Here is a 23,460-nt window from a genome sequence, read left to right as displayed (position 1 = left end):
TAAACCAAGGTTGTAGAGACCAACGGGCGTTGGCCCCCAACCTGGAGTCAATTTAGTGGCGGGCTAACCGATCAGCTCGGTTTGGCTTCCGCCTGCGCGTGCAGCGCCAGTTCCTTTTCAGCTTCCTTCAAGTCTTCCTCGCTGATCATCTCGGCAATCGCGCGCAAACGCTCGACCACACGCGCATTCACCGTGCCTTCGGGGAATTGCCCTTCTGCGTCCGGCTCACCGGCCGGCTCGCCGACCAGCAGGCTCAACGCCTCATCCGCCTGGCGCACCGCATAGATATGGAATTGCCCGGCGCGCACGGCCTGCAACACCTTCTCATCGAGCATCAGCGTGGCGACGTTGGCCTGCGGAATGATCGCGCCTTGTTCTCCGGTCAGCCCACGCGCTTCGCAGAGGCGGAAGAAACCTTCGATCTTCTCGTTGACCCCGCCCACCGCCTGCACTTCACCAAACTGGTTGATCGAACCGGTGATGGCAAAACACTGTTTGAGCGGGGTTTTCGACAAGGCCGAAATCAAGGTACAGGCCTCGCCCAGGGACGCGCTGTCGCCGTCCACATAACCGTAGGACTGTTCCAGCGCGATACTCGCCGAGATCGCCAGCGGGAATTCCTGGGCATAACGGCTGCCCAGGTAACCGGTGAGGATCATCACGCCCTTGGAGTGAATCGGCTGGCCGAGGTTGACCTCACGCTCAATGTCGACGATGCCGCTGCCGCCCGGGTACACCGTGGCGGAAATCCGCGCCGGCACGCCGAACGCCGAATCGCCGACTTCCAGCACCGTCAGCCCGTTGCACTTGCCGACCGCCGCACCGGCGGTGTCGATCAGGATCACCCCGGCGAGCATGTCGTCGAGAATCCGCGCCGACACCCGCCCGGTGCGCGTGGCCTTGGCCTTCAGCGCACGTTCGATATGGCCGGCGTCGGTCATTTCGTCGCCCGCCAGGTGGCGAATGAAATCCGCCTCGCTGACCAGTTGGAACAAGTCGCCAATGCGCGCCGACAACCGCCCCTGGTGTTCGGCCAGGCGTGCGCTATAAGTGGCCAAGCGCGCCACCGCGTCCGAGGTCAGCGGCGCCATGCCCTCTTCCGAGGTGCGGGTTTTCAGCAACTGCGCGAACTGCTCGAGGCTTTCGTCGACCATCGGGATGTCTTCGTCGAAATCCACCAGCACGCGGAACATTTCCTGGAAGTCCGGATCGGCGTCCTGCAACGCGTAGTACAACTGGCGGGAACCGATGATGATCACCTTGACCTGCAACGCGATCATCTGCGGGTTGAGCGTCACCGTGGCCAGGCGGCCCAGCTCGCCCAGCGGCGACTCCATCTTCAGCTTGCGCGACTGCAGGGAACGCTTGAGGGCGTCCCACACAAACGGCTCGCTGAGCATCTTCTCGGCTTCGAGGATCAGGAACCCGCCGTTGGCCCGGTGCAAGGCGCCCGGACGCAACTGACGATAGGTGGTGTAGAGCGCGCCCTGATCGGTGCTGTATTCGATCCGGCCGAACAGGTTGTCGTAGGTCGGGTGCGGTTCAAACACCACCGGGGCGCCGCCGTTGACCGGATGGCCGACTACCAGGCTCGGGCAGTACTGTTCTTCGAGCAGCTTGCGGGCCTGGGCGTCGGTCTTGGCGTCGTCCACCAATTGCTCGACCACGGTTTTCAGCAAGTACACCTGCATGGCTTGCAGGTAACCGCATACGGCGGCGTTTTCTGCGTACTTTTCCGACAACGGTGACAGCAATGGCTGTAGGGCCAGGGTGATGGTTTCTTCGTTGAACTGACGCAGTTGGTTGTTCGACTCACGCTTCCACTGCGGCAGGCTGGCCAGCTCTTCGTTGAGGCGTTCTTCCAGTTCGGAAATATCGGTGTGGAAGCGCTCGCGATCGACTTCCGGCAACTGCGAGAACTCGGCCTCGTCCAGTGCCTTGCCGTCGAGCATCGGGGTGAACGCGATGTTGGAACTGTCGCGGTACAGCGCCACGTCCTTTTCCAGGGCCAGGCGTTCGATCACGTCCAATGCCTTGTCGTAACGCTGGTTGAACGCGCGGTCGATAGCGCTTTTGCGTTGTTGATACGTCGGGTGTTCGAACACTGCCGGGAAGGTCGCCACCAGATTGTCGATCAAGCCGTTGATGTCGCTGATGAACGCCGCGGCGCCGCCTGCCGGCAGTTCCAAGGCGCGGGGTTCGCGGGGCTCATCGAAATTATTCACATAGACCCAGTCCGACGGGGTCTGCAGGCGTTTGCCTTCGGCCTTCAGGTAGCGTTTGACGAACGAAAAGCGGCCGGTGCCCGGCTCGCCCATGACAAACACGTTGTAACCGGGGCGTGGCATGGCCACACCGAACTGCAAGGCTTCAACCGCACGTTCCTGGCCAAGCACACCGCGAAAGGGCTCCAAATCATTGGTGGTCGAGAAGCTGAACTGTTCAGCGGAGAAAGGGCGAGTCAGCGCTTCGGGCGCTAGACGCAAGCTGGCAGCAACAGGATCAGGCATCGGGCTTCCTTACATCAGGCGGGGCAGATGGCGGCATTCTGGCTCTCTGTTACGCGCTCTGGCAAGGCGCGCCTGAGGTAAAGCATAGACACGGGCTGCGTCCTACAAAAAAATCGAGATATCTCTGATTGTTTTATTAAAAATCACGGAACCCCTGGAACCTGCCTAAACTCCAAACTGCGCGGGCTGGACTAATAACCGGCCCCTAAGGCGCGTTACTGCGCCTGAACCCTTGTCCATTGGTTTGCACACAAAGAGAACAAAGCTATGAAACGGATCCTTCTCGGTACTCTCTTCACCGTCGTTTCCCTCAACGCAATGGCTGAATCACCCGGCGGCCCAAACTGCGGTTGGGGCAACATGCTGTTCGAAGGCCAGCGCGGCACGCCGGCGCACTTCCTGGCGTCCACCACCAACGGCACCTCGGGCAACGCTACCTTCGGCATGACCTCGGGCACCAACGGTTGCAGCACCAACAGCGCCCTGACCTACGGCGGCAAATCGTGGATTGCCATGAATGGCATGATGAACGAGCTGTCCGAAGACATGGCCAAAGGCAATGGCGAAGCGCTGACCACCTATGCCGTGGTACTGGGCGTTGCACCGGAAGATCGCGAGCACTTTTCTGCCGTGACCCACGAGCACTTCCAGCAAATCTTCAGCAAGGCCGACGTGACCGCTGAGGATGTCCACAACAACACCCTGGCTGTACTGAAAAGTGATGCCCGCCTGGCGAAATACGCAACCCAGGCTTAAGCTCGAGCCGCCCGCGCCCTCCAAGGCGCGGGTCTTATTTTTGGACCCGCCTCCCCGCTTGGGTCTCACTTTTTCCGACTTAAGTTGCCCCTATGCTCAAACGCCTTGCCTGGATGGCACTCTTCGCCTGCGCCCCGTTGTATGCGGCGCCGCATCTTGATGATCAACGTTTGCAGCAATTGGCCAACGATCCGTTCTGGTTGTCCTTGGGCCATTACGAAGCCGGCAAAGTCAGTGGCTGGCGCAGCTATGTCAGCGACAAAAAATTCTTCCTCGCCGCCGATGGTGCCCATCACCCGGATGCCGAACTCAAGGCCACCGTCGACGCGCTCTACGCGCCGGCCAGCCTGGGTGAAAAACATGCGCAATGCGTTTACCCCGCACGTACCCGCTGGCTCAAGGACCGGTTGCAACTGACCGACCTGCCCACCGTGGGCTGCAACGAATTCAAGCAATGGTTCAAGGACGTCGCGCCCCATAGCGCGGTGATGATCTTCCCGGCGGCCTACCTCAACAGCCCTTCATCGATGTTCGGCCACACCCTGCTGCGCATCGACCAGGCCGACGTGCAGAGCAACAACACCGCGCTGCTCAGCTATGCGATCAACTTCGGCGCGTACATCGAAGGCTCGGACAACAGCATCCTCTACGCCTGGAAAGGCCTGATGGGCGGCTACCCCGGCCTGTTCGCCCTGGTGCCCTACCAGGAAAAACTCTCCGAATACCGCAGCCTGGAGAACCGCGACCTGTGGGAATACCGCCTGAACCTGACCCAGGTCGAGACCGAGCGCATGGTCGAGCACGTGTGGGAACTCAAGCAGATCCAGTTCGACTACTTCTTCTTCGACGAAAACTGCTCCTACCGCCTGTTGGAGTTGCTGCAAGTGGCCCGCCCCGGCCTGCGCCTGACCGAGCAATTCCCGCTCACTGCGATCCCCACCGACACGGTCAAGGCCGTGAAAGATGCCGGCCTGGTCGAGAAGATCGACTATCGCCCGTCCCGTGAGCGCGAGTTGCTGGAACGCGCCAAACCGCTGGACAGCGACGAGCAGCAATGGGTGCTGAAAGTCAGCGACGACCAGAAACAATTGCAGGCGCCTGCGTTTAAAGCGTTGCCGCGCGAGCGCCAGGCGCTGATCATCGACGCCGCCTACCGCCTCGGCCGCTACCGCGCCAATGGCCTGGAGCGCGACACCGAACGCTCCCAACGCAGCTTCGAACTGCTGCGTGCGATCAACCAGAACCCCGCGCCCGACCTAAAGATCACGCCCCCAGGCCTGCCGGAAACCGGCCATGAATCACGCACCTGGCAAGCCGGCATCGGCACGCGTGGCGACAAAGCCTTCGGCGAATACGGCCTGCGCATGGCCTACCACGACCTCAACGACAACTCCGAAGGCTTCCCCCTCGGCGCGCAGATCGAGATCCTGCAAATGAAACTGCGCCAGTACGAAGGCAACCACTGGCAACTGCAGCAACTGGACCTGGCCACCATCCGCTCCCTGACTCCGCGCAACGCGTTGCTGCAACCCTGGTCATGGCAAGTCACCGGTGGCCTGGAACGCGTGCCGGGCAAACACGACGATGAAACCCTGGTCGCCCACGTCAATGGCGGCGCCGGCGGCACCTGGCAACTGCGCGACGACATGCTCGGTTTCGCCCTCGGCACCGTGCGCGTGGAACACAACAACGACTTCAGCGAAGCCATCTCCCCCGCCGCCGGTTTCAACACCGGCGTACTGTGGAAAAACCCGCTGGGCAACCTGAGCCTGGAAGCCAAGGGAGATTTCTTCACCAATGGCGAAGTACGGCGCAGCATCAGCCTGAACCAGCAGTGGGAATTGTCGCGCAACCTCGGCCTGCGCCTGAGCGCCCAACGCGAGTACAGCCACTTGTCGACGCCGGTGAATGAGGTAATGCTTGAGATGAAGTGGTATCACTACTGACCAACGCCCAACCAGAATCAGGAGTTCACTCAACATGGCCGTTACCTGCACCACCCTTGAAGAAGTCCGAAGCAACATCGACCGCCTCGACCAGCAAATCGTCAGCCTGTTGGCCGAACGCGGCCACTACGTTTCCCAGGCGGCACGCTTCAAAAAAGACACCGACGGCGTCAAGGCACCACAGCGCGTCGAACAGGTGATCAGCAAAGTGCGCGACCTATCCCACACGGTCGGCGCCAACCCAGACGTCACAGAACAGGTTTACCGCGCGATGATTGCGGCGTTTATCCAGCAAGAATTGGCTGAGCATGCTGCGCTGGCCAGCCATCAGACGACATAGCACCCAACACCTTTCTCACCCCCCTTTCACATCCCCCCGACGAATCCCCTTCTAAACTTCCCCTATCAGCCGTGAAACGGCCAGGGAGCAAGTAATGTGGCGGTATGCAGTAATGCTGTGTGCGGTGCTGGGGTTGTCGGGTTGCCAATCGACCCATCAGGAGTTGCTGGCCAAGGGTTATCCACCGGCGTTTGCCGACGGCTTCGATGACGGCTGCAGCAGTGGTCGCCAGGCCGCGGGGGTGATTACCGGGGAGTTTCGCAAGAATGTGCCGCGTTATCTGAAAGACCGCGTATACGCCGAAGGCTGGGAAGATGGCTTTCGCCAGTGCAAGGCCATGCGCGAAAACGAAGAGTTGCGCGACTACAAAGACCATCACTGGGACGAGCGCGAGCGCGCCTGGCAGCAGGAGAAGGATCGCGACGCAGCCAAGGCTTATCGCTCGCAATAGGTCGCTTTCAGACATTCGTCGAAACTTAAGTGCGGCGAACATGGCCCAAACGCTATAGAGGGAGCCTGTCATGAGCCGAGCTTTTGTGAATGAAGACAGCGCCGCCGCCCAGGCCGACCCACCGGTCGAGCGTCAGGTCAGCGAGCAACCCAATCGCCTCACCGCGCGCGGGTTGGCGCAGTTACAGGCCAAGGTCGCGCAGTTGCAGCAGGAATACAGCGTCGAATCCGCCAAGGGCGAACAGGCCGACAAACAGCGCCAGGCCGACCTTGAGCGGGATTTGCGTTACTTCAACCAGCGGCTACAGAGTGCCCAGGTGGTGGCGCCGGCCGTGTCCACCGACAAGGTGCAGATCGGCAGTTGGGTGACCTTTGCCAATGAGCAGGACGAGCAACAGCGCATTCAGCTGGTCGGTGAAGACCAGGCCGATGCCGCTGCGGGCCTGATCAACTGGGGTTCGCCCCTGGGTCGGGCGCTGCTCGGCGCCCGGGTGGGCGACGAGGTGCTGTGGCAGCGCCCCGTCGGCGATCAGTTGATCGAAGTGCTGCGCATCGAGGCCGAGACCTAGACGATGCCTTGGGCCAGCATCGCGTCGGCGACTTTGACGAAGCCGGCGATATTCGCGCCTTTCACGTAGTTGATCCGGCCGTTTTCCTCACCGTAATGCACGCACGCGTGGTGAATCGACTGCATGATGTTGTGCAGTTTGCTGTCCACCTCACCGGCGGTCCACAGCAGGCGCATGGCGTTCTGCGACATTTCCAGGCCACTCACCGCCACGCCGCCGGCGTTGGACGCCTTGCCCGGGGCGAACAGAATGCCTGCGTCGATAAAGATATCCACAGCCTCCAGGGTGGTCGGCATGTTGGCGCCTTCGGCCACGCAGAGGCAGCCGTTGCGCAACAGGGCGCGCGCAGCGTCGGCGTCGAGTTCGTTCTGGGTGGCGCATGGCAGCGCGATGTCGCACACCAGTTCCCACGGGGTTTTACCGGCGCGGAACTCCAGGCCGTAACGGGCCGCCAGTTCGCTGATGCGACCGCGCTGGACGTTTTTCAGCTCCAGCAGCGCCGACCATTGCTCCTCCGTCAACCCGTTTTCGGCGTACAGGGTGCCTTCCGAGTCGGACAACGAAATCACCTTGCCGCCCAGGTCCATGACCTTGCGCGCCGCGTATTGCGCCACGTTGCCGGAGCCGGAGACCGCCACGCGCTTGCCCTCGACCCGCAGGCCATCGCGCTTGAGCATTTCTTCAGCGAAGTACACGCAACCGAAACCGGTGGCTTCGGGGCGGATCAAGCTGCCGCCGTAGGTCATGCCCTTGCCGGTCAGCACGGAAGTGAACTGGTTGCTCAGGCGCTTGTACTGGCCGAACAGGAAGCCGATCTCGCGGGCACCCACGCCGATATCGCCGGCCGGGACGTCCACGTCCGCGCCGATATGGCGGTACAACTCGCTCATGAACGCCTGGCAGAAGCGCATCACTTCGGCGTCGCTCTTGCCCTTGGGGTCGAAGTCCGAGCCGCCTTTGCCGCCGCCCATGGGCAACGAGGTCAGGGAGTTTTTGAAGGTCTGTTCGAAGGCGAGGAATTTCAATACGCCCAGGTTGACCGACGGGTGAAAGCGCAGGCCGCCCTTGTACGGGCCGATGGCACTGTTCATCTGGATACGGAAACCGCGGTTGACCTGAACCTTGCCGTGATCATCGACCCACGACACCCGGAAAGTAATCGCACGTTCCGGCTCGCAGATACGCTCAAGAATGCCCGAGGTCAGGTAGTGAGGATTGGCTTCAAGAAACGGCCACAGGCTGCGTAGGACTTCTTCTACGGCCTGGTGGAATTCCGGCTGGTCGGGGTCGCGTTTCTTCAGGCGGGCAAGAAAGGATTCAACGGATTCGATCATGAAAAGTCTCGGCAAATTTATTGTCGTTAAGGGCGATTGAGCCGGACTTTATCAATTCATGTTGCACCGCGACAGGGCAAAATGTCGCCTTTGTGAATTTAAATGGTGCATTGGATATAAATAAACCTGAAAAACAGGCATTTATCGCACCTAAAAGGGGATTTCAAAACGGCGCCATGCACCAACTGAAAAACCGCTATCGGGGGCAAGCCCCCTCCCACATTTGATCGATGTTCGTCAGGAAGTCATGGGCAAAAAAAACGGAGCCCGAAGGCTCCGCTTTTTCCAAACCGCCCCGAATCAGGCCAGTTTCTTGTGCCGTACACGGTGCGGCTGGGCAGCGGCTTCGCCCAGGCGTTTCTTGCGATCCGCTTCGTACTCGGTGTAGTTACCTTCGAAGAACACCGCCTGCGAGTCATCTTCATACGCGAGGATGTGGGTCGCGACGCGGTCGAGGAACCACCGATCGTGAGAGATCACAATGGCGGCGCCCGGGAAGTCCAGCAGGGCTTCTTCCAGGGAACGCAGGGTTTCAACGTCGAGGTCGTTGGACGGTTCGTCGAGCAGCAGGACGTTGCCGCCCTCTTTCAGGGTCAGGGCCAGGTGCAAGCGACCACGCTCACCACCGGACAGGTCCTTGACGAACTTCTGCTGGTCGCCACCCTTGAAGTTGAAACGGCCGACGTAGGTGCGCGACGGGATTTCATAGTTGCCGATACGGATCTGGTCGGAACCGTCGGAAATCTGCTGAAACACAGTTTTGCTGCCGTCGAGGTCTTCGCGGCTTTGGTCCACGCAGGCCAGTTGCACGGTTTCACCGACTTCGATGGTGCCCGAGTCTGGGGTTTCCTTGCCCATCAGCATGCGGAACAGTGTGGATTTACCCGCACCGTTACCGCCGATAACGCCGACGATCGCGCCTTTTGGCATGGAGAACGACAGGTTGTCGATCAACACGCGGTCGCCATAGCCTTTGGACACATTCTTGAATTCGATGACCTTGTCACCCAGGCGCGGACCGGCCGGGATGTAGATCTCGTTGGTTTCGCTGCGCTTCTGGAATTCCTGCGACTGCATTTCTTCAAAGCGTTGCAGACGTGCCTTGGATTTGGACTGGCGGGCCTTGGCGCCTTTGCGCACCCACTCCAGTTCTTCCTTCATGGCTTTTTCGTGGGCCGATTGCTGCTTGGATTCGGCGGCCAGACGGTCGGACTTGGCTTCGAGCCAACCGGAGTAGTTGCCCTCGTAAGGGATGCCGGCGCCACGGTCGAGTTCGAGAATCCAGCCGGCGACGTTGTCCAGGAAGTACCGGTCGTGCGTGATCGCAACCACGGTGCCCGGGAAGTCGTGAAGGAAATGTTCCAGCCAGGCGACGGAATCAGCGTCCAAGTGGTTGGTCGGTTCGTCGAGCAGCAGCATGTCGGGAGCCGACAGCAGCAGGCGGCACAGGGCCACACGGCGCTTCTCACCACCGGACAGGTGTTCAACCTTGGCGTCCCACGCCGGCAGGCGCAGCGCATCGGCGGCGACTTCCAGCTGGCGATCGAGGTTGTGACCGTCGCCAGCCTGCAGGATGGCTTCGAGCTTGGCCTGTTCGGCGGCCAGCTTGTCGAAGTCGGCATCCGGTTCGGCGTAGGCGGCGTAGACTTCGTCCAGGCGGGCCTGGGCGTCCTTGATCACGCTGACGGCTTCTTCGACCACTTCGCGCACGGTCTTGGCCGGGTCCAGGATCGGTTCTTGCGGCAGGTAGCCGATGTTCAGATCGGGCATCGGGCGGGCTTCGCCTTCGAACTCGGTGTCGACGCCGGCCATGATTTTCAACAGGGTGGATTTACCCGAACCGTTGAGGCCGAGCACGCCGATCTTGGCGCCGGGGAAAAAAGACAGCGAAATGTTTTTCAGGATTTCCCGCTTCGGCGGAACAACTTTGCCCAGCCGATGCATGGTGAAGACGTATTGAGCCATGGTGAACCTAGCGTCAGTGACTGATGAATTGAGCGGGCGAAGCCCGTGCCAGACCATGCGCCGCGCGGGCCGTTGACCTTGATCAATGCCTGCGAGCGGAAAAAGCCTGATTGTCTGGGGCTGGAACGCCCCCGCGTAACCGGCAAAGCTACCTGAATGCGCCAGGGCAGTCCAGCCAGGCAGGACTGGCACTTTGCCACAAGTCAAGGCATGCTAGCCGCCCTCCGGGCGTCCGGCTTATAGTGCATGTCGCGCGCCAGTCCAGCCAAACCGCAGGATCACAGTTTGTCCAACGTCACGCCGCCTACTCCCCTGCGCGCCGCTCACATAGCGCCGGGAGCGCCCCTGCACGGCACCCTCAAAGGCGCATTGGCGACGCTTGTCCTCATGTTGCTCGCGTTATTGTTCTGGCAACTGCTCGACCAACTGCAGCAGAACCAGAAAAATCAGCAGCAATACACCATCGACTACAGCGCCGACCTGGCAGAGCAGATCAGCCTGAACATGGCCCTGAGCGCACAGATCGCGCTGAATCTGTTGCCGATGGTCGAGCCGCCGCGCAACGACGAACAGCAACAGGCGTTGATGCTCAGCTTGCAACGCTCTCTGCCGGAACTGCGCAGCTTCGCGCTGCTCGCCCCCAGCGGCGCGATGATCCGCGACACGGCCAAAGACAGCCAGGACAGCGACTTCCTCGAGGAACTGGTCAAGCGCAGCCATTCCCAGCCCTACTACCTGAGCAACGACAACAACGGCACCATCATCTATCTGCTGCTGCATCAGCCCAGTGGCGATTCGAAAATGTACTGGGCGCTGCGCCTGGCACCGAACTACCTGGCCAACCTTACCCGCCAGGATGGCCAGGGCCAGCGGCCGATGTGGGCCGTCGAGAATCGCCTGAACCACCACGTGGTCAGCCGTGACAGCGGCATGCCAACACAATTGGCCGCCGCCCTGACCCCGGACGAGTTGAAAAAAAGCGTGCTGGTCACGCCACTGAGCAAAAGCGACTGGCAACTGCGCGGCCTCTTCGACCGTAACGCCGTGCTGGAACAATTGCTGCCGGCGTTTATCGGCAAGTGCCTGCTGGGCCTGGCCTTCTCGTTGGTGCCGGTGATCGTGCTGTTGAATATGCGCCGCCGCCAGCGCCAGGTGAACGAAGGTCGGCGGCGTTATCAGGATATTTTCGAAGGCACCGGCGTGGCCCTGTGCGTGCTTGACCTGTCGGGGCTCAACGCGTTCTTCGACAAGGCCAAGATCCGCACGCGCGAGCAATTGCACGGGTGGCTGCAGGGCAACCCCGAAGCGCGTCGCCAGTTGCTCAAGGAACTGCGCGTCACCGAGGTCAACCAGGTGGCGGTGCGCCTGTTGAACGTCAGCTCGTGCGAGCAAGCCTGGGAACGCCTGATCGATGACTGCCCACGCAACGCCACGGCCATCGGCTATCAGGTGCTCGAGGCGGTGCTGACCCAACAGAACCAGTTGGAACTGGAAATCCAGCTCAACGATGTGCTCGGCAACAACCAATACCTGTGGCTGGTGATGCGCCTGCCGGAACAGCGCGACGACTTCAAGGCGGTGATCCTCAGCATCAGCGACATCACCAGCCGCAAGCTGATCGAACTGTCGCTGGTGGAGCGCGAAAGTTTCTGGTCGGACGTGGTGCGAACCGTGCCCGATCACCTGTATGTGCAGGATGTGATCAGCCAGCGGATGATTTTCAGCAACCACCACCTGGGCCACACCCTCGGCTATAACAAGGCCGAATTGCAGCAAATGGGCGAGTACTTCTGGGAAATCCTGCTGCACCCCGAGGACGCCGAGCATTACCACGACTTGCGCCAGCAGCAGCGCCAGGCCGGTTATTCGAACCAACTGCAATGCCAGTTGCGCTTTCGCCACCGCAACAATCAATGGCGCCGCTTCGATATCCGCGAGCAAGCCCTGGCCGGGGACAAGACCGCGCAGGTCACGCGCATCATCGGCGTGGCCAAGGACATTACCGATCAGATCGAGGCCAGCGAATCCCTGCGTGACAGCGAACAGCGCTACCGCATGCTGGCCGAAAGCATCAGCGACGTGATCTGCTCCACCGACAGCCGCCTCGCCCTCAACTACATCAGCCCCTCGGTCAACGCCGTGCTGGGGTATGACGTGGACTGGGTGTTCAAGAATGGCTGGCAGTCGATCATCGCCAACCCGCAGCAATTGGCCGGCATCTACAGCCTGGTCGAGCAAGTCAGCCGGGCCTTGGGCGACGCCGAGGCGCTGGCCAAGCTGCGCGATGACATCCACACCCAACTGTACCTGTTCGACTGCCTGCGCGCCGACGGGCGTAAAGTTCCGATCGAGCTGCGCCTGGTGCTGGTGTGGGACGAACACGGCGCCTTCGAGGGCATCCTCGGCGTCGGCCGCGATATCAGCCAGCAGCGCCGCGCCGAGAAAGACCTGCGCATGGCCGCCACGGTATTCGAGCACTCCACGTCGGCGATCCTGATCACCGACCCGGCCGGCTATATCGTGCAGGCCAACGAGGCGTTCAGCCGCGTCAGTGGCTACGCCGTGGCGGACGTGCTCGACCAGTTGCCGAACATGCTCACCGTCGACGAGCAGCAGGAAGCCCACCTGCGCTATGTGCTCAAGCAGTTGCACCAGCACAGCACCTGGGAAGGCGAAGTGTGGCTCAAGCGCCGCAACGGCGAGCATTACCCGGCCTGGGTCGGCATTACCGCCGTGTTCGACGATGAAGGCGACCTGGCCAGCTACGTCTGCTTCTTCAGCGATATCAGCGAGCGCAAGGCCAGCGAACAGCGCATCCACCGCCTGGCCTATTACGACGCCCTGACCCACCTGCCCAACCGCACGCTGTTCCAGGACCGCCTGCACACCGCGCTGCAGTCGGCCGAACGACAGAAGTCGTGGGTGGTGCTGATGTTCCTCGACCTTGACCGCTTCAAACCGATCAACGACTCCCTGGGCCACGCCGCCGGCGACCGCATGCTCAAGGAGATGGCTACCCGCCTGCTCGGTTGCGTGGCCGAAGACGACACCGTGGCGCGCATGGGCGGTGACGAGTTCACCCTGCTCCTGCAGCCGCGGATCAGCCGCGAAATGGCGCTGAACCGCGCGATTCACGTGGCCGAGCAAATCCTCGCCAGCCTGGTCAGACCGTTCGTGCTGGAAGGCCGCGAGTTTTTCGTCACAGCAAGTATCGGCATCGCCCTCAGCCCGCAGGACGGCAACGAGCTGAGCCAGTTGATGAAAAACGCCGACACTGCGATGTATCACGCCAAGGAGCGTGGCAAGAACAACTTCCAGTTCTACCAGGCCGACATGAACGCCAGCGCCCTGGAGCGCCTGGAGTTGGAAAGCGACCTGCGCCACGCCCTCGACCAGAACGAATTCGTGCTCTATTACCAGCCGCAATTCAGCGGCGACGGCAAACGCCTGACCGGCGCCGAAGCCTTGCTGCGCTGGCGCCACCCGCGCCGTGGCCTGGTGCCGCCAGGGGACTTCATTCCGGTGCTGGAAGAGTTGGGCCTGGTGGTGGATGTGGGCGACTGGGTGATCAGCGAAGCCTGCCGCCAGCTCAAGAGCTGGCACCAGAACAAGGTGCGGGTGCCGAAAGTCTCGGTGAACATCTCGGCGCGGCAATTCTCCGATGGTCAGTTGGGTGAGCGTATCGCCAGCATCCTTGAGGACACCGGCCTGCCGCCGGCGTGCCTGGAGCTGGAGCTGACCGAAAGTATCCTGATGCGCGAAGTCAACGAAGCCATGCAGATCCTCGCCAGCCTGAAAAATCTCGGCCTGAGCATTGCGGTGGACGACTTCGGCACCGGCTATTCGTCGCTCAACTACCTCAAGCAATTCCCCATCGACGTGCTCAAGATCGACCGTACCTTCGTCGACGGCCTGCCGTCCGGCGAGCAGGATGCGCAAATCGCCCGCGCGATCATCGCCATGGCCCACAGCCTCAACCTGGCGGTGATCGCCGAGGGCGTGGAGACCCATGAGCAACTGGACTTCCTGCGCGAGCATGGCTGCGATGAGGTGCAAGGTTATCTGTTCGGGCGGCCGATGCCGCCGAATCGGTTCGCGGCGCAGTTCAGCAATGATGCGCTGTTCATGTTCGACTGAGAGTTTGTGGTGAAGCCGCTGGCCCCATCGGGAGCAAGTCGAATCGTCGCACCGCCCCTCCCACACTTCGATTTGCGAATACATTCAAATGTGGGAGGGCGCTTGCTCCCGATGGCGGCGGCACAGTCCCCCCCCGCCAGATGAACACCACTTGTCCGCGACATGACGTCCTTTCATATGCCATCTAAAACCCATTAGGTTAGAATGCCTTCCTTTTCTGCCCCCGATCCTTGAGGACCGCCATGTTCAGCCGTGATTTGACCATTGCCAAGTACGACGCCGATCTCTTCGCCGCCATGGAGCAAGAAGCCGTGCGCCAGGAAGAGCACATTGAGCTGATCGCTTCGGAAAACTACACCAGCCCTGCGGTAATGGAGGCTCAAGGTTCGGTTCTGACCAACAAGTACGCCGAAGGCTACCCAGGCAAGCGCTACTACGGCGGCTGCGAATACGTCGACGTGGTCGAGCAACTGGCCATCGACCGCGCCAAGCAACTGTTCGGCGCCGATTACGCCAACGTCCAGCCACACGCCGGCTCCCAAGCCAACAGCGCCGTGTACCTGGCCCTGCTGCAAGGCGGCGACACCATCCTGGGCATGAGCCTGGCCCACGGCGGTCACCTGACCCACGGCGCCAGCGTTTCGTCCTCCGGCAAGCTGTACAACGCCGTTCAATACGGTATCGATGCCAACGGCCTGATCGACTACGACGAAGTCGAGCGCCTGGCGGTCGAGCACAAGCCAAAAATGATCGTGGCCGGTTTCTCTGCCTACTCGCAGATCCTCGACTTCCCACGTTTCCGCGCCATCGCCGACAAAGTGGGCGCGTACCTGTTCGTCGACATGGCCCATGTGGCCGGTCTGGTCGCCGCTGGCGTCTACCCGAACCCGGTGCCGTTCGCTGACGTGGTCACCACCACCACCCACAAGACCCTGCGCGGTCCGCGTGGCGGCCTGATCCTGGCGCGCGCCAACGCCGAGATCGAGAAGAAGCTCAACTCTGCGGTATTCCCAGGCTCCCAAGGCGGCCCGCTGGAACACGTGATCGCCGCCAAAGCGGTCTGCTTCAAAGAAGCCCTGCAGCCTGAGTTCAAGACTTACCAGCAACAAGTGGTGAAAAACGCCAAGGCCATGGCCGAAGTGTTTATCGCACGCGGTTTTGACGTGGTCTCCGGCGGGACTGAAAACCACCTGTTCCTGCTGTCGCTGATCAAGCAGGACATCTCCGGTAAAGATGCTGACGCTGCCCTGGGCAAAGCCTTCATCACCGTGAACAAAAACTCCGTGCCGAACGACCCACGTTCGCCGTTCGTCACCTCGGGCCTGCGTTTCGGCACCCCGGCCGTGACCACTCGTGGCTTCAAGGAAGCAGAGTGCAAGGAACTGGCCGGCTGGATCTGCGACATCCTGGCTGACCTGAACAACGACGCCGTGATCGACGCGGTCCGTGAGAAGGTCAAGGCCATCTGCAAAAAGCTGCCGGTGTACGGCGCTTGATTGCAGTTGCTTGAATAAGAAGCCCGGCTCTTGAGCCGGGCTTTTTTATGCAGATCAGGATTTGGAATACCGGCCAATGTGGGAGGGGGCTTGCCCCCGATGGCGGTGGGTCAGTCGACACATGTATGGCTGACACACAGCTATCGGGGGCAAGCCCCCTCCCACATTTTTGATCGTATTTCCAAGTCAGGCTTGATAGACCTTCGCAAAACCCTCGCGAATCTTGTCTTCCGGCAACTCATCGGCAATAAACACGATCACACTCTCCCGCGTTTCGCCCTCGGCCCATTCGGTATCCCAATCGAAACCGTAGAGCTTCAGCACGCCCTGGAACACCATGCGCCGATCTTCCCCGGCGATGTTCAGCACGCCCTTGTAGCGCAGCAGTTGCTTGCCGTGGTCTTCCAACAACCCGTTCATGAACTCGCTGAGGCGGTCGATATCCAGCGGCTGTTCGGTGCGCAGCACCAGGCTGGAGATGCGGTCGATGGACGGCGCGGTGCTGACCGGGCGCAGGTTCATGCCGGCGTTGAGGTTGAAGCCGCGCACGTCGAGCAGCTCCGCCAGGTCGATGGCGCCGTGGTCGACCACGCGAATCGGCGCGCGGCGGTTGATGCGGGTCAGGCGCTGGCTGAGGGCATCGAAGCTGGCGTCGTCCACCAGGTCGCGCTTGCTCACCAGCAGGCGGTCGGCAAACCCGATCTGTGCCTGGGCGATGGTTTGGGTCAGGTGGTGCTCGGCGTGGGCCGCGTCCACCAGGGTGATGATGCCGTCGAGGATGTAGCGCTCGCGCAGCTCTTCATCGATGAAAAAGGTCTGGGCCACGGGGGCCGGGTCGGCCAGGCCGGTGCATTCGATCACCAGGCGGTCGAAGGCGATTTCGCCGCTGTCGAGACGCTCCAGCAACAGATACAGGGCTTTGGTCAGGTCGGTGTGGATGGTGCAGCACACACAGCCGTTGGACAGGGTCATGACTTGCACGGGCTCGTTGCCCAATAGCTGGGTGTCGATACCGGCGTCGCTGAATTCGTTTTCGATCACGGCGATTTTCAAGCCGTGCTCGGCTTTGAGCAGGTGACGCAGCAACGTGGTCTTGCCGGCGCCGAGGAAGCCACTGAGGACCGTGACGGGAATGGGAGAGGACAAAGACAGTTCTCCTGAAAATGGGGAGGTAAAAACAACTGTAGGAGCGCGCTTGCTCGCGAATAACGTCAACGATAACCCGTGCTATCTGGATGCACGTGGTGTCCTTGCGTTGTTCGCGAGCGAGCTCGCTCCTACAGGTAAAGCGGTTTTACCAACTTAACAGCACTTGGGCCCACCCTTGCCGCCGTAACGGGCTTCCTGGCGTTCCCGGAAGAACGTCTTGTAGTCCATCATCGGCTTGTCCGGGTGTTTGGTTTGCATATGCTCGACGTAAGTGTCGTAGTCGGGCATGCCGACCATCAGGCGCGCGGCCTGACCGAGGTATTTACCGAGGCGACTGATGTCATTGAACATGGCTGCAATCCTCGATCATGCGTCCGGTACGGCCTGGAACGGGGCTTCTTTATCCGTGCGCTCTTTGTTGCCCCAGGCGGCGACGCCGACTTTGAGCGCATAGAACAGGATACTGAAGACCACGAACAGGAACAGCGCCGTCAGCGTTGCGTTGGTGTAGGCGTTCCAGATCACATGCTGCATCTGGTCGATGCTCTTGGCCGGGGCGAGGATCTGGCCGTTGGCCAGCGCATCGCTGTACTTCTTCGCCAGCGACAGGAAGCCGATCGCCGGGTTGGCGTCGAACAGCTTGATGAAGCCCGCCGTGGTGGTGCAGATCAGCAGCCAGACGGCCGGCAGCATGGTCACCCAGATGTAGCGTTGGCGCTTCATTTTGATCAGCACGACGGTCGCCAGCATCAGCGCGATACCTGCCAGCATCTGGTTGGAGATACCGAACAGCGGCCACAAGGTGTTGATGCCGCCCAGCGGGTCGATCACGCCTTGATACAACAGGTAACCCCACATCGCCACACAACCGGCGGTCGCGATCAGGTTGGCCGTCCAGGACTCGGTGCGCTTGAGCGCCGGCACGAAGGAGCCCAGCAGGTCCTGCAGCATGAAGCGCCCGGCACGGGTACCTGCGTCGACGGCCGTCAGGATGAACAGCGCTTCGAACAGAATCGCAAAGTGGTACCAGAACGCCATGGTGTTTTCACCCGGCAGCACACTGTGCAGGATCTGCGCGATACCCACCGCGAGCGTCGGCGCACCGCCGGCACGAGCCAGCACGGTGGTTTCGCCGATGTCATGGGCAACGGCCGACAGCGCCTCAGGCGTAATCGCAAAGCCCCAGCTGCTGACGGTTTGAGCGACGGTGACCACGTCCGAGCCGACGATCGCCGCCGGGCTGTTCATGGCGAAGTACACACCCGGCTCGATCACCGAAGCGGCAACCATCGCCATGATGGCCACGAACGACTCCATCAACATGCCGCCATACCCGATGTACCGGGCGTGGCCTTCACTGGCCAGCAACTTCGGCGTGGTGCCCGAAGAGATCAGCGCGTGGAAGCCCGAGACCGCACCGCAGGCAATGGTGATGAACAGGAACGGGAACAGACCGCCCTTCCACACCGGGCCGGTGCCATCGATGAACTGGGTCAGCGCCGGCATTTTCAGGTCGGGCATGGTCACCAGGATACCGATGGCCAAGGCGACGATAGTGCCGATTTTGAGGAAGGTGGACAGGTAGTCACGCGGGGCCAGGATCAGCCACACCGGCAGTACCGCCGCGACGAAACCGTAGCCGATCAACATCCAGGTGATCTGGATGCCGGTGAAACTGAAGACCTTGGCCCAGACCGGGTCGGCGGCAATCTGCCCGCCCAGCCAGATCGAACCGAGCAACAACAGCACGCCGACGATCGAAATCTCACCGATGCGGCCCGGGCGGATGTAGCGCATGTAGATGCCCATGAACATCGCGATCGGGATGGTCGCCATCACCGTGAAGATGCCCCACGGGCTCTCGGCCAGGGCCTTGACCACGATCAGCGCCAGCACCGCGAGGATGATGATCATGATCAGGAAGCAGCCGAACAGCGCGATGGTCCCGGGAATGCGACCCATCTCTTCGCGGACCATATCCCCCAGGGAACGGCCGTTACGACGGGTAGACAGGAACAGCACCATGAAGTCCTGCACCGCACCGGCCAGTACCACGCCGGCGATCAGCCACAGGGTTCCGGGCAGATAACCCATTTGCGCCGCCAGCACCGGGCCGACCAAGGGGCCTGCACCGGCAATCGCCGCAAAGTGGTGACCGAAAAGGATGTGTTTGTTGGTCGGTACGAAGTCCAGACCGTCGTTATTGACCACTGCGGGGGTGGCCCGTCGTGGATCGAGTTGCATCACGTTATTGGCGATGAACAGACTGTAGTAGCGATAGGCGACCAGATAGATCGCCACTGCTGCGACGACGATCCACAAGGCATTGATCGCCTCGCCGCGGCGCAGGGCCACTACGCCCAGGGCGCACGCACCTACTATGGCCAGTACCAGCCAGGGTAAGTGGCGTAGCAGGCTATTATTATTTTTCATTTTTTGTATTCCAGCCAGGGTGGACAGAAAGGACAACCAGCTCGAGTTTAGCGCTACTGGCCTTAAAGGCCAGCCCCCTACATTGGTCTAGAGCCTTCCCATGGCAAAAAAAGCAGAAATAACGCCTCAATAATGGCGTAGGGCTACAATCCCTTCATCCACAGAGGGTTTCACCATGACCGAACATGCGTCTGACCGCCGTCGTTTTCGCCGGATTGCCTTTGATGCCAAGACTGAACTCCGGCAGAACGGTCGGAAATGGTCGGTGCAACTGGTGGACTTATCGCTGAAGGGCTTGTTGGTGCAGAAACCGACGCCCTGGCACAGCGTCGGCACCGAGTCGTTCGATGTGGATATCCACCTGGACGCCAATACCGATGTGCAGATGCAGGTCAGGCTGACCCATGACCAGAACGGTCACCTGGGGTTTGAATGCGAGCACATCAGTCTGGAATCGATCAGCCATTTGCGACGCTTGATCGAGTTGAACCTGGGGGATCAGGCAGAACTGGAGCGGCAGTTGGGCGCTTTGCTGGAGCACTGACCACCGGTGGGAGGGGTTTGCGCCCTCCCACAGGTGTACTGCGGTGTTGCGGGCTACTCGAAAAGTGCATCCAACGCCTGCTCCAGCCGCGTCACTGCAATCACCTGCAACCCCGGCGGCGCTTCCTTCGGCGCGTTGCCCTTGGGCACGATCGCGCGCTTGAAGCCGTGTTTGGCCGCTTCCTTCAAACGCTCCTGACCGCTGGGCACCGGGCGCACTTCGCCCGACAGGCCGACTTCGCCGAACACCAGCAGGTCGTGGGGCAGCGGCCGGTTGCGCAGGCTGGACATCACCGCCGCCATCAACGCCAGGTCGGACGCGGTCTCCAGCACCTTGACCCCGCCCACCACGTTAAGGAACACGTCCTGGTCATGGGTCGGGATGCCGCCGTGCCGGTGGAGTACCGCGAGCAGCATCGCCAGGCGGTTCTGGTCCAGGCCCAGGGTCACTCGACGCGGGTTGGCCAAATGGCTGTCGTCCACCAGCGCCTGGACTTCCACCAGCATCGGGCGGGTGCCTTCCCACGTTGCCATCACCACACTACCGGGGACTTCTTCCTGGGCACGGGTCAGAAAAATCGCCGAGGGGTTAGAGACTTCTTTCAGCCCGCGGTCGGTCATGGCGAATACGCCCAGCTCGTTCACCGCGCCGAAGCGGTTCTTCACGGCGCGCAGCAAACGCAAACGGCCATCGGACTCGCCTTCGAAATACAGCACGGTGTCGACCATGTGCTCCAACACCCGTGGCCCGGCCAGCGCGCCTTCCTTGGTCACGTGACCGACCAGGAAAATCGCCGTGCCGCTCTGCTTGGCATAGCGCACCAGCAGCGCCGCGCTCTCACGCACCTGGGACACGCCGCCCGGGGCCGATTGCAGTTGTTCGGTGAAAATCGTCTGGATCGAGTCGATCACCATGACCTTGGGCTTTTCGATCCGCGCAGTGGCGATGATGCTTTCGATGCAGGTTTCGGTCATCACCCGCAGTTGGTCCTGGGGCAAGCCCAGGCGGCGTGCGCGCATGGCCACTTGTTGCTGGGATTCTTCGCCGGTGACGTACAACGCCGGCATGCGGCTGGCGATGCTGCACAGGGTTTGCAACAGGATGGTCGACTTGCCGATACCGGGGTCGCCGCCGATCAGCACCACCGAACCGTCCACCAGGCCACCGCCCAGCACGCGGTCGAGCTCACCGGACGCGGTGGAGAAACGCGGGACTTCCTCGACGCTGACTTCGGCCAGGGTCTTGATCTGCGCCTGTTGCCCGGTCCAGCCGGCACGGCCGCTGGGGGCCGCGGCGCCGCCGCTTTCGATCATGGTTTCGGTGAGGGTGTTCCACGCCCCGCACTCGGTACACTGGCCGGCCCACTTGGGAAAGGTCGCGCCGCACTCGGTGCAGCCGTACATGCGCTTGGCCTTTGCCATTTGAGAACCTCCAACCGAAAAACCGCGATGATAGCTCAGCGCGGCGCCGGGGTCCGGATTTCACCGCCGGCCAATCGTGAAGCACTGTTGCCGATCGGGTCTTCGGCATTCAGGTCGGCGCCTTTGGCCTTCAATTCGTCGAGCAGTTCGAGACGCTTGAACAGCCCGGCGTACATGGCGGCGGTCTGCCCGGCGCCGTTGCGCTGGTCGGGGTTGCAGTCGGTGGCCAGCAGGCGCTGGGCAATCTTCAGCTCGCCCTTGAAAATCGCGCCCATCAACGCGGTGTTGCCGCGCTTGTCCTGCACACAGGCATCGGCGCCGGCGGCGAGCAGACGCTCAACGTAGGCGCTTTCGCCGTGGTAGGCGGCGAGGATCAGTGCGGTGTAGCCCTTGTCGTCCTGGGTATTGAGGGGGAAGCCGGCGTCGATGAAGGTATCGAGCATGGGCAGGTCGCCGCGACGTGCGGCATCGAAATAGTAGCCTTGCAATTGCGCCTTGAGCGCCGCTGCGTCATTGGGCGCAGGCTGCCCGGCAACCCCGCTCAGCGACCAGCAGGCCAGCAGCGCGCCGATGAAGGTACGCATTGATTCAACTCCTCTACAAAACCCTTGTAGGAGCGAGCTTGCTCGCGAAAAACGTCAACGATGACGCGTGCATCCTGGATGTACGCGTTGCCTGGCAGATCTTCGCGAGCAAGCTCGCTCCTACAGGGGGGGTGGGGTTAGTCGGTGAGTTTTTGTGCCAGCGCTTTCACGCGGGCCAGGTCACCTTTGGCGACCTTGGTCACGCCGGCGCCGTATTCCGGGTCGGCTTTATAGAGGAAGGACAGGATGATGTGCTTGCTCTCGTCGTCGGTGGTGGCCAGGGAGCCGCCGAAGTTGTCGATCAAGTCCTGACGTTCTTTCTTGCTGTAGGAGCGATACAGATCACCGGCCTGCTTGAAGTTCTGCTCACGCTGGATCTTCGCCTGCTGGGTACTGCCCGCCAGCGGCGACTGGCTGTAGCGTGCGTTTTGCGGCTCTTCCCGTGGCAGCAGGCGGCTTGGCTGGTAGTTCACGCCGGTGCTGGTCTTGCCGGAATTCATCGCGCCGTCCTGGTTGCCGTTGTTGACGGTGACCCGTGGCGCGTTGATCGGCAGTTGCAGGGCGTTGGCGCCCAGGCGGTACATCTGCGTGTCGGCATAGGAGAACACCCGGCCTTGCAGCAGGCGGTCTTCCGACGGCTCGATGCCCGGCACCAGATTGGCCGGGGCCATGGCCACTTGCTCGGTTTCCTGGAAGACATTGGCCGGGTTGCGGTTCAACACCATCTGCCCGACTTTGCGCTCGGGTATGCCGGGCCAGATCTTGGTGGCATCCAGCGGATCGAAATCGAACTTGGCCAGTTCCTCAGGTTTGAGCACCTGCACGTACAAGTCCCACTTGGGGAAGTCGCCCTTGTTGATATGGGCGACCAAGTCATTCGTCATATGGCTGTAGTCACGGCCCTGCACCTCAGTGACTTGCTTGGGATCAAGATTCTTGATGCCTTGCAGGCTCTTCCAGTGGAACTTGACGTAATGCACTTCGCCCTTGGCGTTGATCAACTTGTAGGCATGTACGCCGTTGCCGTCCATTTCGCGGTAACTGGCCGGCGTGCCGGAGTCGGAGTACAGCTCGGTCAGGGTGCGGGTGGCTTCGGGAACATGGGAGAAGAAGTCGAAACGACGCGAGTCATCATCCAGGTTAGTGCGCGGATCGGGTTTGAAGGCGTGGACCATGTCCGGGAACTTGATGGCGTCTCGGATAAAGAACGTCGGGAAGTTGTTGCCGACCAAGTCCCAGTTGCCGTCGGCGGTGTAAAACTTGGTGGCGAAGCCGCGAGGGTCGCGCAGGGTTTCCGGGGAGTGATTGCCGTGTACCACCGCCGAGAACCGCACGAATACCGGGGTTGCCTCACCGGCGGCGAAAACTTTGGCCTTGGTCAGGTCGCTGAGGTTATCGGTGACGGTAAACGTGCCGTGAGCGCCGGTGCCACGGGCATGTACCACGCGCTCGGGGATGCGTTCGCGGTCGAAGCGTTGCAGCTTCTGAATCAGTTGCACATCTTGCAGCAGCACCGGGCCGTTGGCGCCCGCGGTTTGCGAGTTCTGGTTGTCGCCGACGGCGGCACCATTGTCGCGGGTCAAGTTGGCAGCTTGCACAGACAGGGAAAGCAGGCTGACGGTTGCCAGCACCAGCGCATGTCGCGCCAGAACGGGCGCGCGGCTCATTGGGTTGTTCATCGAGGTTTCCTCTGGTTTTTTTAATGCACATTCAGTTGTGCTTGCCAGAGGCTAGTGACCCGCGAGTCAGAAGATAAATAGAAAAACCCCAACGGGTCGATTGAGAAAATAATCTGGTAACTCACTGAAATCGCGGGTATTTCGCGC

The 23,460-nt window shown here is 61.3% G+C and carries 17 protein-coding genes; 8 read left to right on the top strand and 9 right to left on the bottom strand.

The annotated features are described in order from the left end of the window. Positions 1-71: 71 nt before the first annotated feature. Positions 72-2,510 (bottom strand): Lon protease family protein, encoded by a 2,439-nt coding sequence (locus C5F70_RS28735; RefSeq protein ID WP_017847320.1) that lies wholly within the window; start codon positions 2,508-2,510, stop codon positions 72-74. Positions 2,511-2,777: 267 nt separating this feature from the next. Here C5F70_RS28735 and C5F70_RS28730 point away from each other — a divergent pair, with 267 nt between their 5' ends. From C5F70_RS28730 to C5F70_RS28710, 5 genes are all read left to right on the top strand, one after another. Further along, the gene (locus C5F70_RS28730; RefSeq protein ID WP_017847319.1) at positions 2,778-3,266 is read left to right on the top strand and encodes a DUF3015 domain-containing protein; all 489 of its coding nucleotides are present in this window, start codon (positions 2,778-2,780) and stop codon (positions 3,264-3,266) included. 92 nt (positions 3,267-3,358) lie between these two features. Beyond that, positions 3,359-5,212 carry a DUF4105 domain-containing protein gene (locus C5F70_RS28725; RefSeq protein ID WP_104904404.1) on the top strand — a complete coding sequence of 618 codons (1,854 nt, stop codon included), beginning with the start codon at positions 3,359-3,361 and terminating at the stop codon, positions 5,210-5,212. Between the two features lie 34 nt (positions 5,213-5,246). Further along, the gene (locus C5F70_RS28720; protein ID WP_046487702.1) at positions 5,247-5,552 is read left to right on the top strand and encodes a chorismate mutase; all 306 of its coding nucleotides are present in this window, start codon (positions 5,247-5,249) and stop codon (positions 5,550-5,552) included. Positions 5,553-5,646: 94 nt separating this feature from the next. Continuing rightward, positions 5,647-6,003: a hypothetical protein gene (locus tag C5F70_RS28715; RefSeq protein ID WP_046381987.1), complete on the top strand. Its 357-nt coding sequence runs from the start codon at positions 5,647-5,649 to the stop codon at positions 6,001-6,003. A gap of 70 nt (positions 6,004-6,073) precedes the next feature. After that, complete coding sequence (locus tag C5F70_RS28710) at positions 6,074-6,571, top strand: GreA/GreB family elongation factor (protein ID WP_104904403.1); 498 nt, start codon at positions 6,074-6,076, stop codon at positions 6,569-6,571. On the opposite strand, the gene gdhA is transcribed toward C5F70_RS28710, so the two are convergent. Together gdhA and ettA are read right to left on the bottom strand one after the other, a co-directional pair. Continuing rightward, positions 6,568-7,905 (bottom strand): NADP-specific glutamate dehydrogenase, encoded by a 1,338-nt coding sequence (gene gdhA / locus C5F70_RS28705; RefSeq protein WP_104904402.1) that lies wholly within the window; start codon positions 7,903-7,905, stop codon positions 6,568-6,570. The genes C5F70_RS28710 and gdhA overlap by 4 nt on opposite strands. Positions 7,906-8,205: 300 nt before the next feature. Then, positions 8,206-9,870 (bottom strand): energy-dependent translational throttle protein EttA, encoded by a 1,665-nt coding sequence (ettA, locus tag C5F70_RS28700; RefSeq protein WP_017848266.1) that lies wholly within the window; start codon positions 9,868-9,870, stop codon positions 8,206-8,208. Between the two features lie 285 nt (positions 9,871-10,155). On the opposite strand from ettA, the gene C5F70_RS28695 reads away from it, so the two are divergent. Together C5F70_RS28695 and glyA are read left to right on the top strand one after the other, a co-directional pair. Continuing rightward, positions 10,156-14,007: a bifunctional diguanylate cyclase/phosphodiesterase gene (locus C5F70_RS28695; RefSeq protein ID WP_026140186.1), complete on the top strand. Its 3,852-nt coding sequence runs from the start codon at positions 10,156-10,158 to the stop codon at positions 14,005-14,007. 242 nt (positions 14,008-14,249) lie between these two features. Then, positions 14,250-15,503, top strand: a complete 1,254-nt coding sequence (gene glyA, locus C5F70_RS28690) for a serine hydroxymethyltransferase (RefSeq protein ID WP_017848268.1) — start codon at positions 14,250-14,252, stop codon at positions 15,501-15,503. Positions 15,504-15,689: 186 nt separating this feature from the next. Here glyA and yjiA read toward each other — a convergent pair whose 3' ends face one another. The 3 genes from yjiA to C5F70_RS28675 all read right to left on the bottom strand — a co-directional run bounded on the left by yjiA (position 15,690) and on the right by C5F70_RS28675 (position 19,085). Then, positions 15,690-16,649, bottom strand: a complete 960-nt coding sequence (gene yjiA, locus C5F70_RS28685; protein WP_104904401.1) for a GTPase — start codon at positions 16,647-16,649, stop codon at positions 15,690-15,692. A gap of 156 nt (positions 16,650-16,805) precedes the next feature. Then, positions 16,806-17,003, bottom strand: a complete 198-nt coding sequence (locus C5F70_RS28680; RefSeq protein ID WP_017737420.1) for a YbdD/YjiX family protein — start codon at positions 17,001-17,003, stop codon at positions 16,806-16,808. A 15-nt stretch (positions 17,004-17,018) separates the two neighbouring features. After that, positions 17,019-19,085, bottom strand: coding sequence for a carbon starvation CstA family protein (locus C5F70_RS28675; protein ID WP_017848270.1), 2,067 nt, complete (start codon positions 19,083-19,085; stop codon positions 17,019-17,021). 175 nt (positions 19,086-19,260) lie between these two features. On the opposite strand from C5F70_RS28675, the gene C5F70_RS28670 reads away from it, so the two are divergent. Further along, complete coding sequence (locus C5F70_RS28670) at positions 19,261-19,629, top strand: PilZ domain-containing protein (protein WP_104904400.1); 369 nt, start codon at positions 19,261-19,263, stop codon at positions 19,627-19,629. Positions 19,630-19,682: 53 nt separating this feature from the next. On the opposite strand, the gene radA is transcribed toward C5F70_RS28670, so the two are convergent. From radA to katB, 3 genes are all read right to left on the bottom strand, one after another. After that, positions 19,683-21,050 (bottom strand): DNA repair protein RadA, encoded by a 1,368-nt coding sequence (gene radA / locus C5F70_RS28665; protein ID WP_017848272.1) that lies wholly within the window; start codon positions 21,048-21,050, stop codon positions 19,683-19,685. Positions 21,051-21,085: 35 nt separating this feature from the next. Beyond that, a complete protein-coding gene (locus tag C5F70_RS28660) occupies positions 21,086-21,634 on the bottom strand; it encodes an ankyrin repeat domain-containing protein (RefSeq protein ID WP_104904399.1) in 549 nt (182 codons plus the stop codon). A 137-nt stretch (positions 21,635-21,771) separates the two neighbouring features. Then, positions 21,772-23,313: a catalase KatB gene (katB, locus tag C5F70_RS28655; protein ID WP_104904398.1), complete on the bottom strand. Its 1,542-nt coding sequence runs from the start codon at positions 23,311-23,313 to the stop codon at positions 21,772-21,774. Positions 23,314-23,460: the final 147 nt, after the last annotated feature.

It is taken from the genome of Pseudomonas sp. LH1G9 (assembly GCF_002949975.1).
GTDB lineage: Bacteria > Pseudomonadota > Gammaproteobacteria > Pseudomonadales > Pseudomonadaceae > Aquipseudomonas > Aquipseudomonas veronii.
Note: the sequence above shows the minus strand (reverse complement) of the source record. Positions and strands in the feature narration are given on the sequence as shown.

Coding starts and splice junctions, on each gene's coding strand:
- C5F70_RS28735 (WP_017847320.1), bottom strand. CDS start 2,510: ATGCCTGATCCTGTTGCTGCCAGCTTGCGTCTAGCGCCCGAAGCGCTG.
- radA (WP_017848272.1), bottom strand. CDS start 21,050: ATGGCAAAGGCCAAGCGCATGTACGGCTGCACCGAGTGCGGCGCGACC.
- C5F70_RS28730 (WP_017847319.1), top strand. CDS start 2,778: ATGAAACGGATCCTTCTCGGTACTCTCTTCACCGTCGTTTCCCTCAAC.
- C5F70_RS28680 (WP_017737420.1), bottom strand. CDS start 17,003: ATGTTCAATGACATCAGTCGCCTCGGTAAATACCTCGGTCAGGCCGCG.
- C5F70_RS28675 (WP_017848270.1), bottom strand. CDS start 19,085: ATGAAAAATAATAATAGCCTGCTACGCCACTTACCCTGGCTGGTACTG.
- glyA (WP_017848268.1), top strand. CDS start 14,250: ATGTTCAGCCGTGATTTGACCATTGCCAAGTACGACGCCGATCTCTTC.
- C5F70_RS28720 (WP_046487702.1), top strand. CDS start 5,247: ATGGCCGTTACCTGCACCACCCTTGAAGAAGTCCGAAGCAACATCGAC.
- C5F70_RS28725 (WP_104904404.1), top strand. CDS start 3,359: ATGCTCAAACGCCTTGCCTGGATGGCACTCTTCGCCTGCGCCCCGTTG.
- gdhA (WP_104904402.1), bottom strand. CDS start 7,905: ATGATCGAATCCGTTGAATCCTTTCTTGCCCGCCTGAAGAAACGCGAC.
- C5F70_RS28710 (WP_104904403.1), top strand. CDS start 6,074: ATGAGCCGAGCTTTTGTGAATGAAGACAGCGCCGCCGCCCAGGCCGAC.
- katB (WP_104904398.1), bottom strand. CDS start 23,313: ATGAACAACCCAATGAGCCGCGCGCCCGTTCTGGCGCGACATGCGCTG.
- C5F70_RS28715 (WP_046381987.1), top strand. CDS start 5,647: ATGTGGCGGTATGCAGTAATGCTGTGTGCGGTGCTGGGGTTGTCGGGT.
- C5F70_RS28660 (WP_104904399.1), bottom strand. CDS start 21,634: ATGCGTACCTTCATCGGCGCGCTGCTGGCCTGCTGGTCGCTGAGCGGG.
- ettA (WP_017848266.1), bottom strand. CDS start 9,870: ATGGCTCAATACGTCTTCACCATGCATCGGCTGGGCAAAGTTGTTCCG.
- C5F70_RS28670 (WP_104904400.1), top strand. CDS start 19,261: ATGACCGAACATGCGTCTGACCGCCGTCGTTTTCGCCGGATTGCCTTT.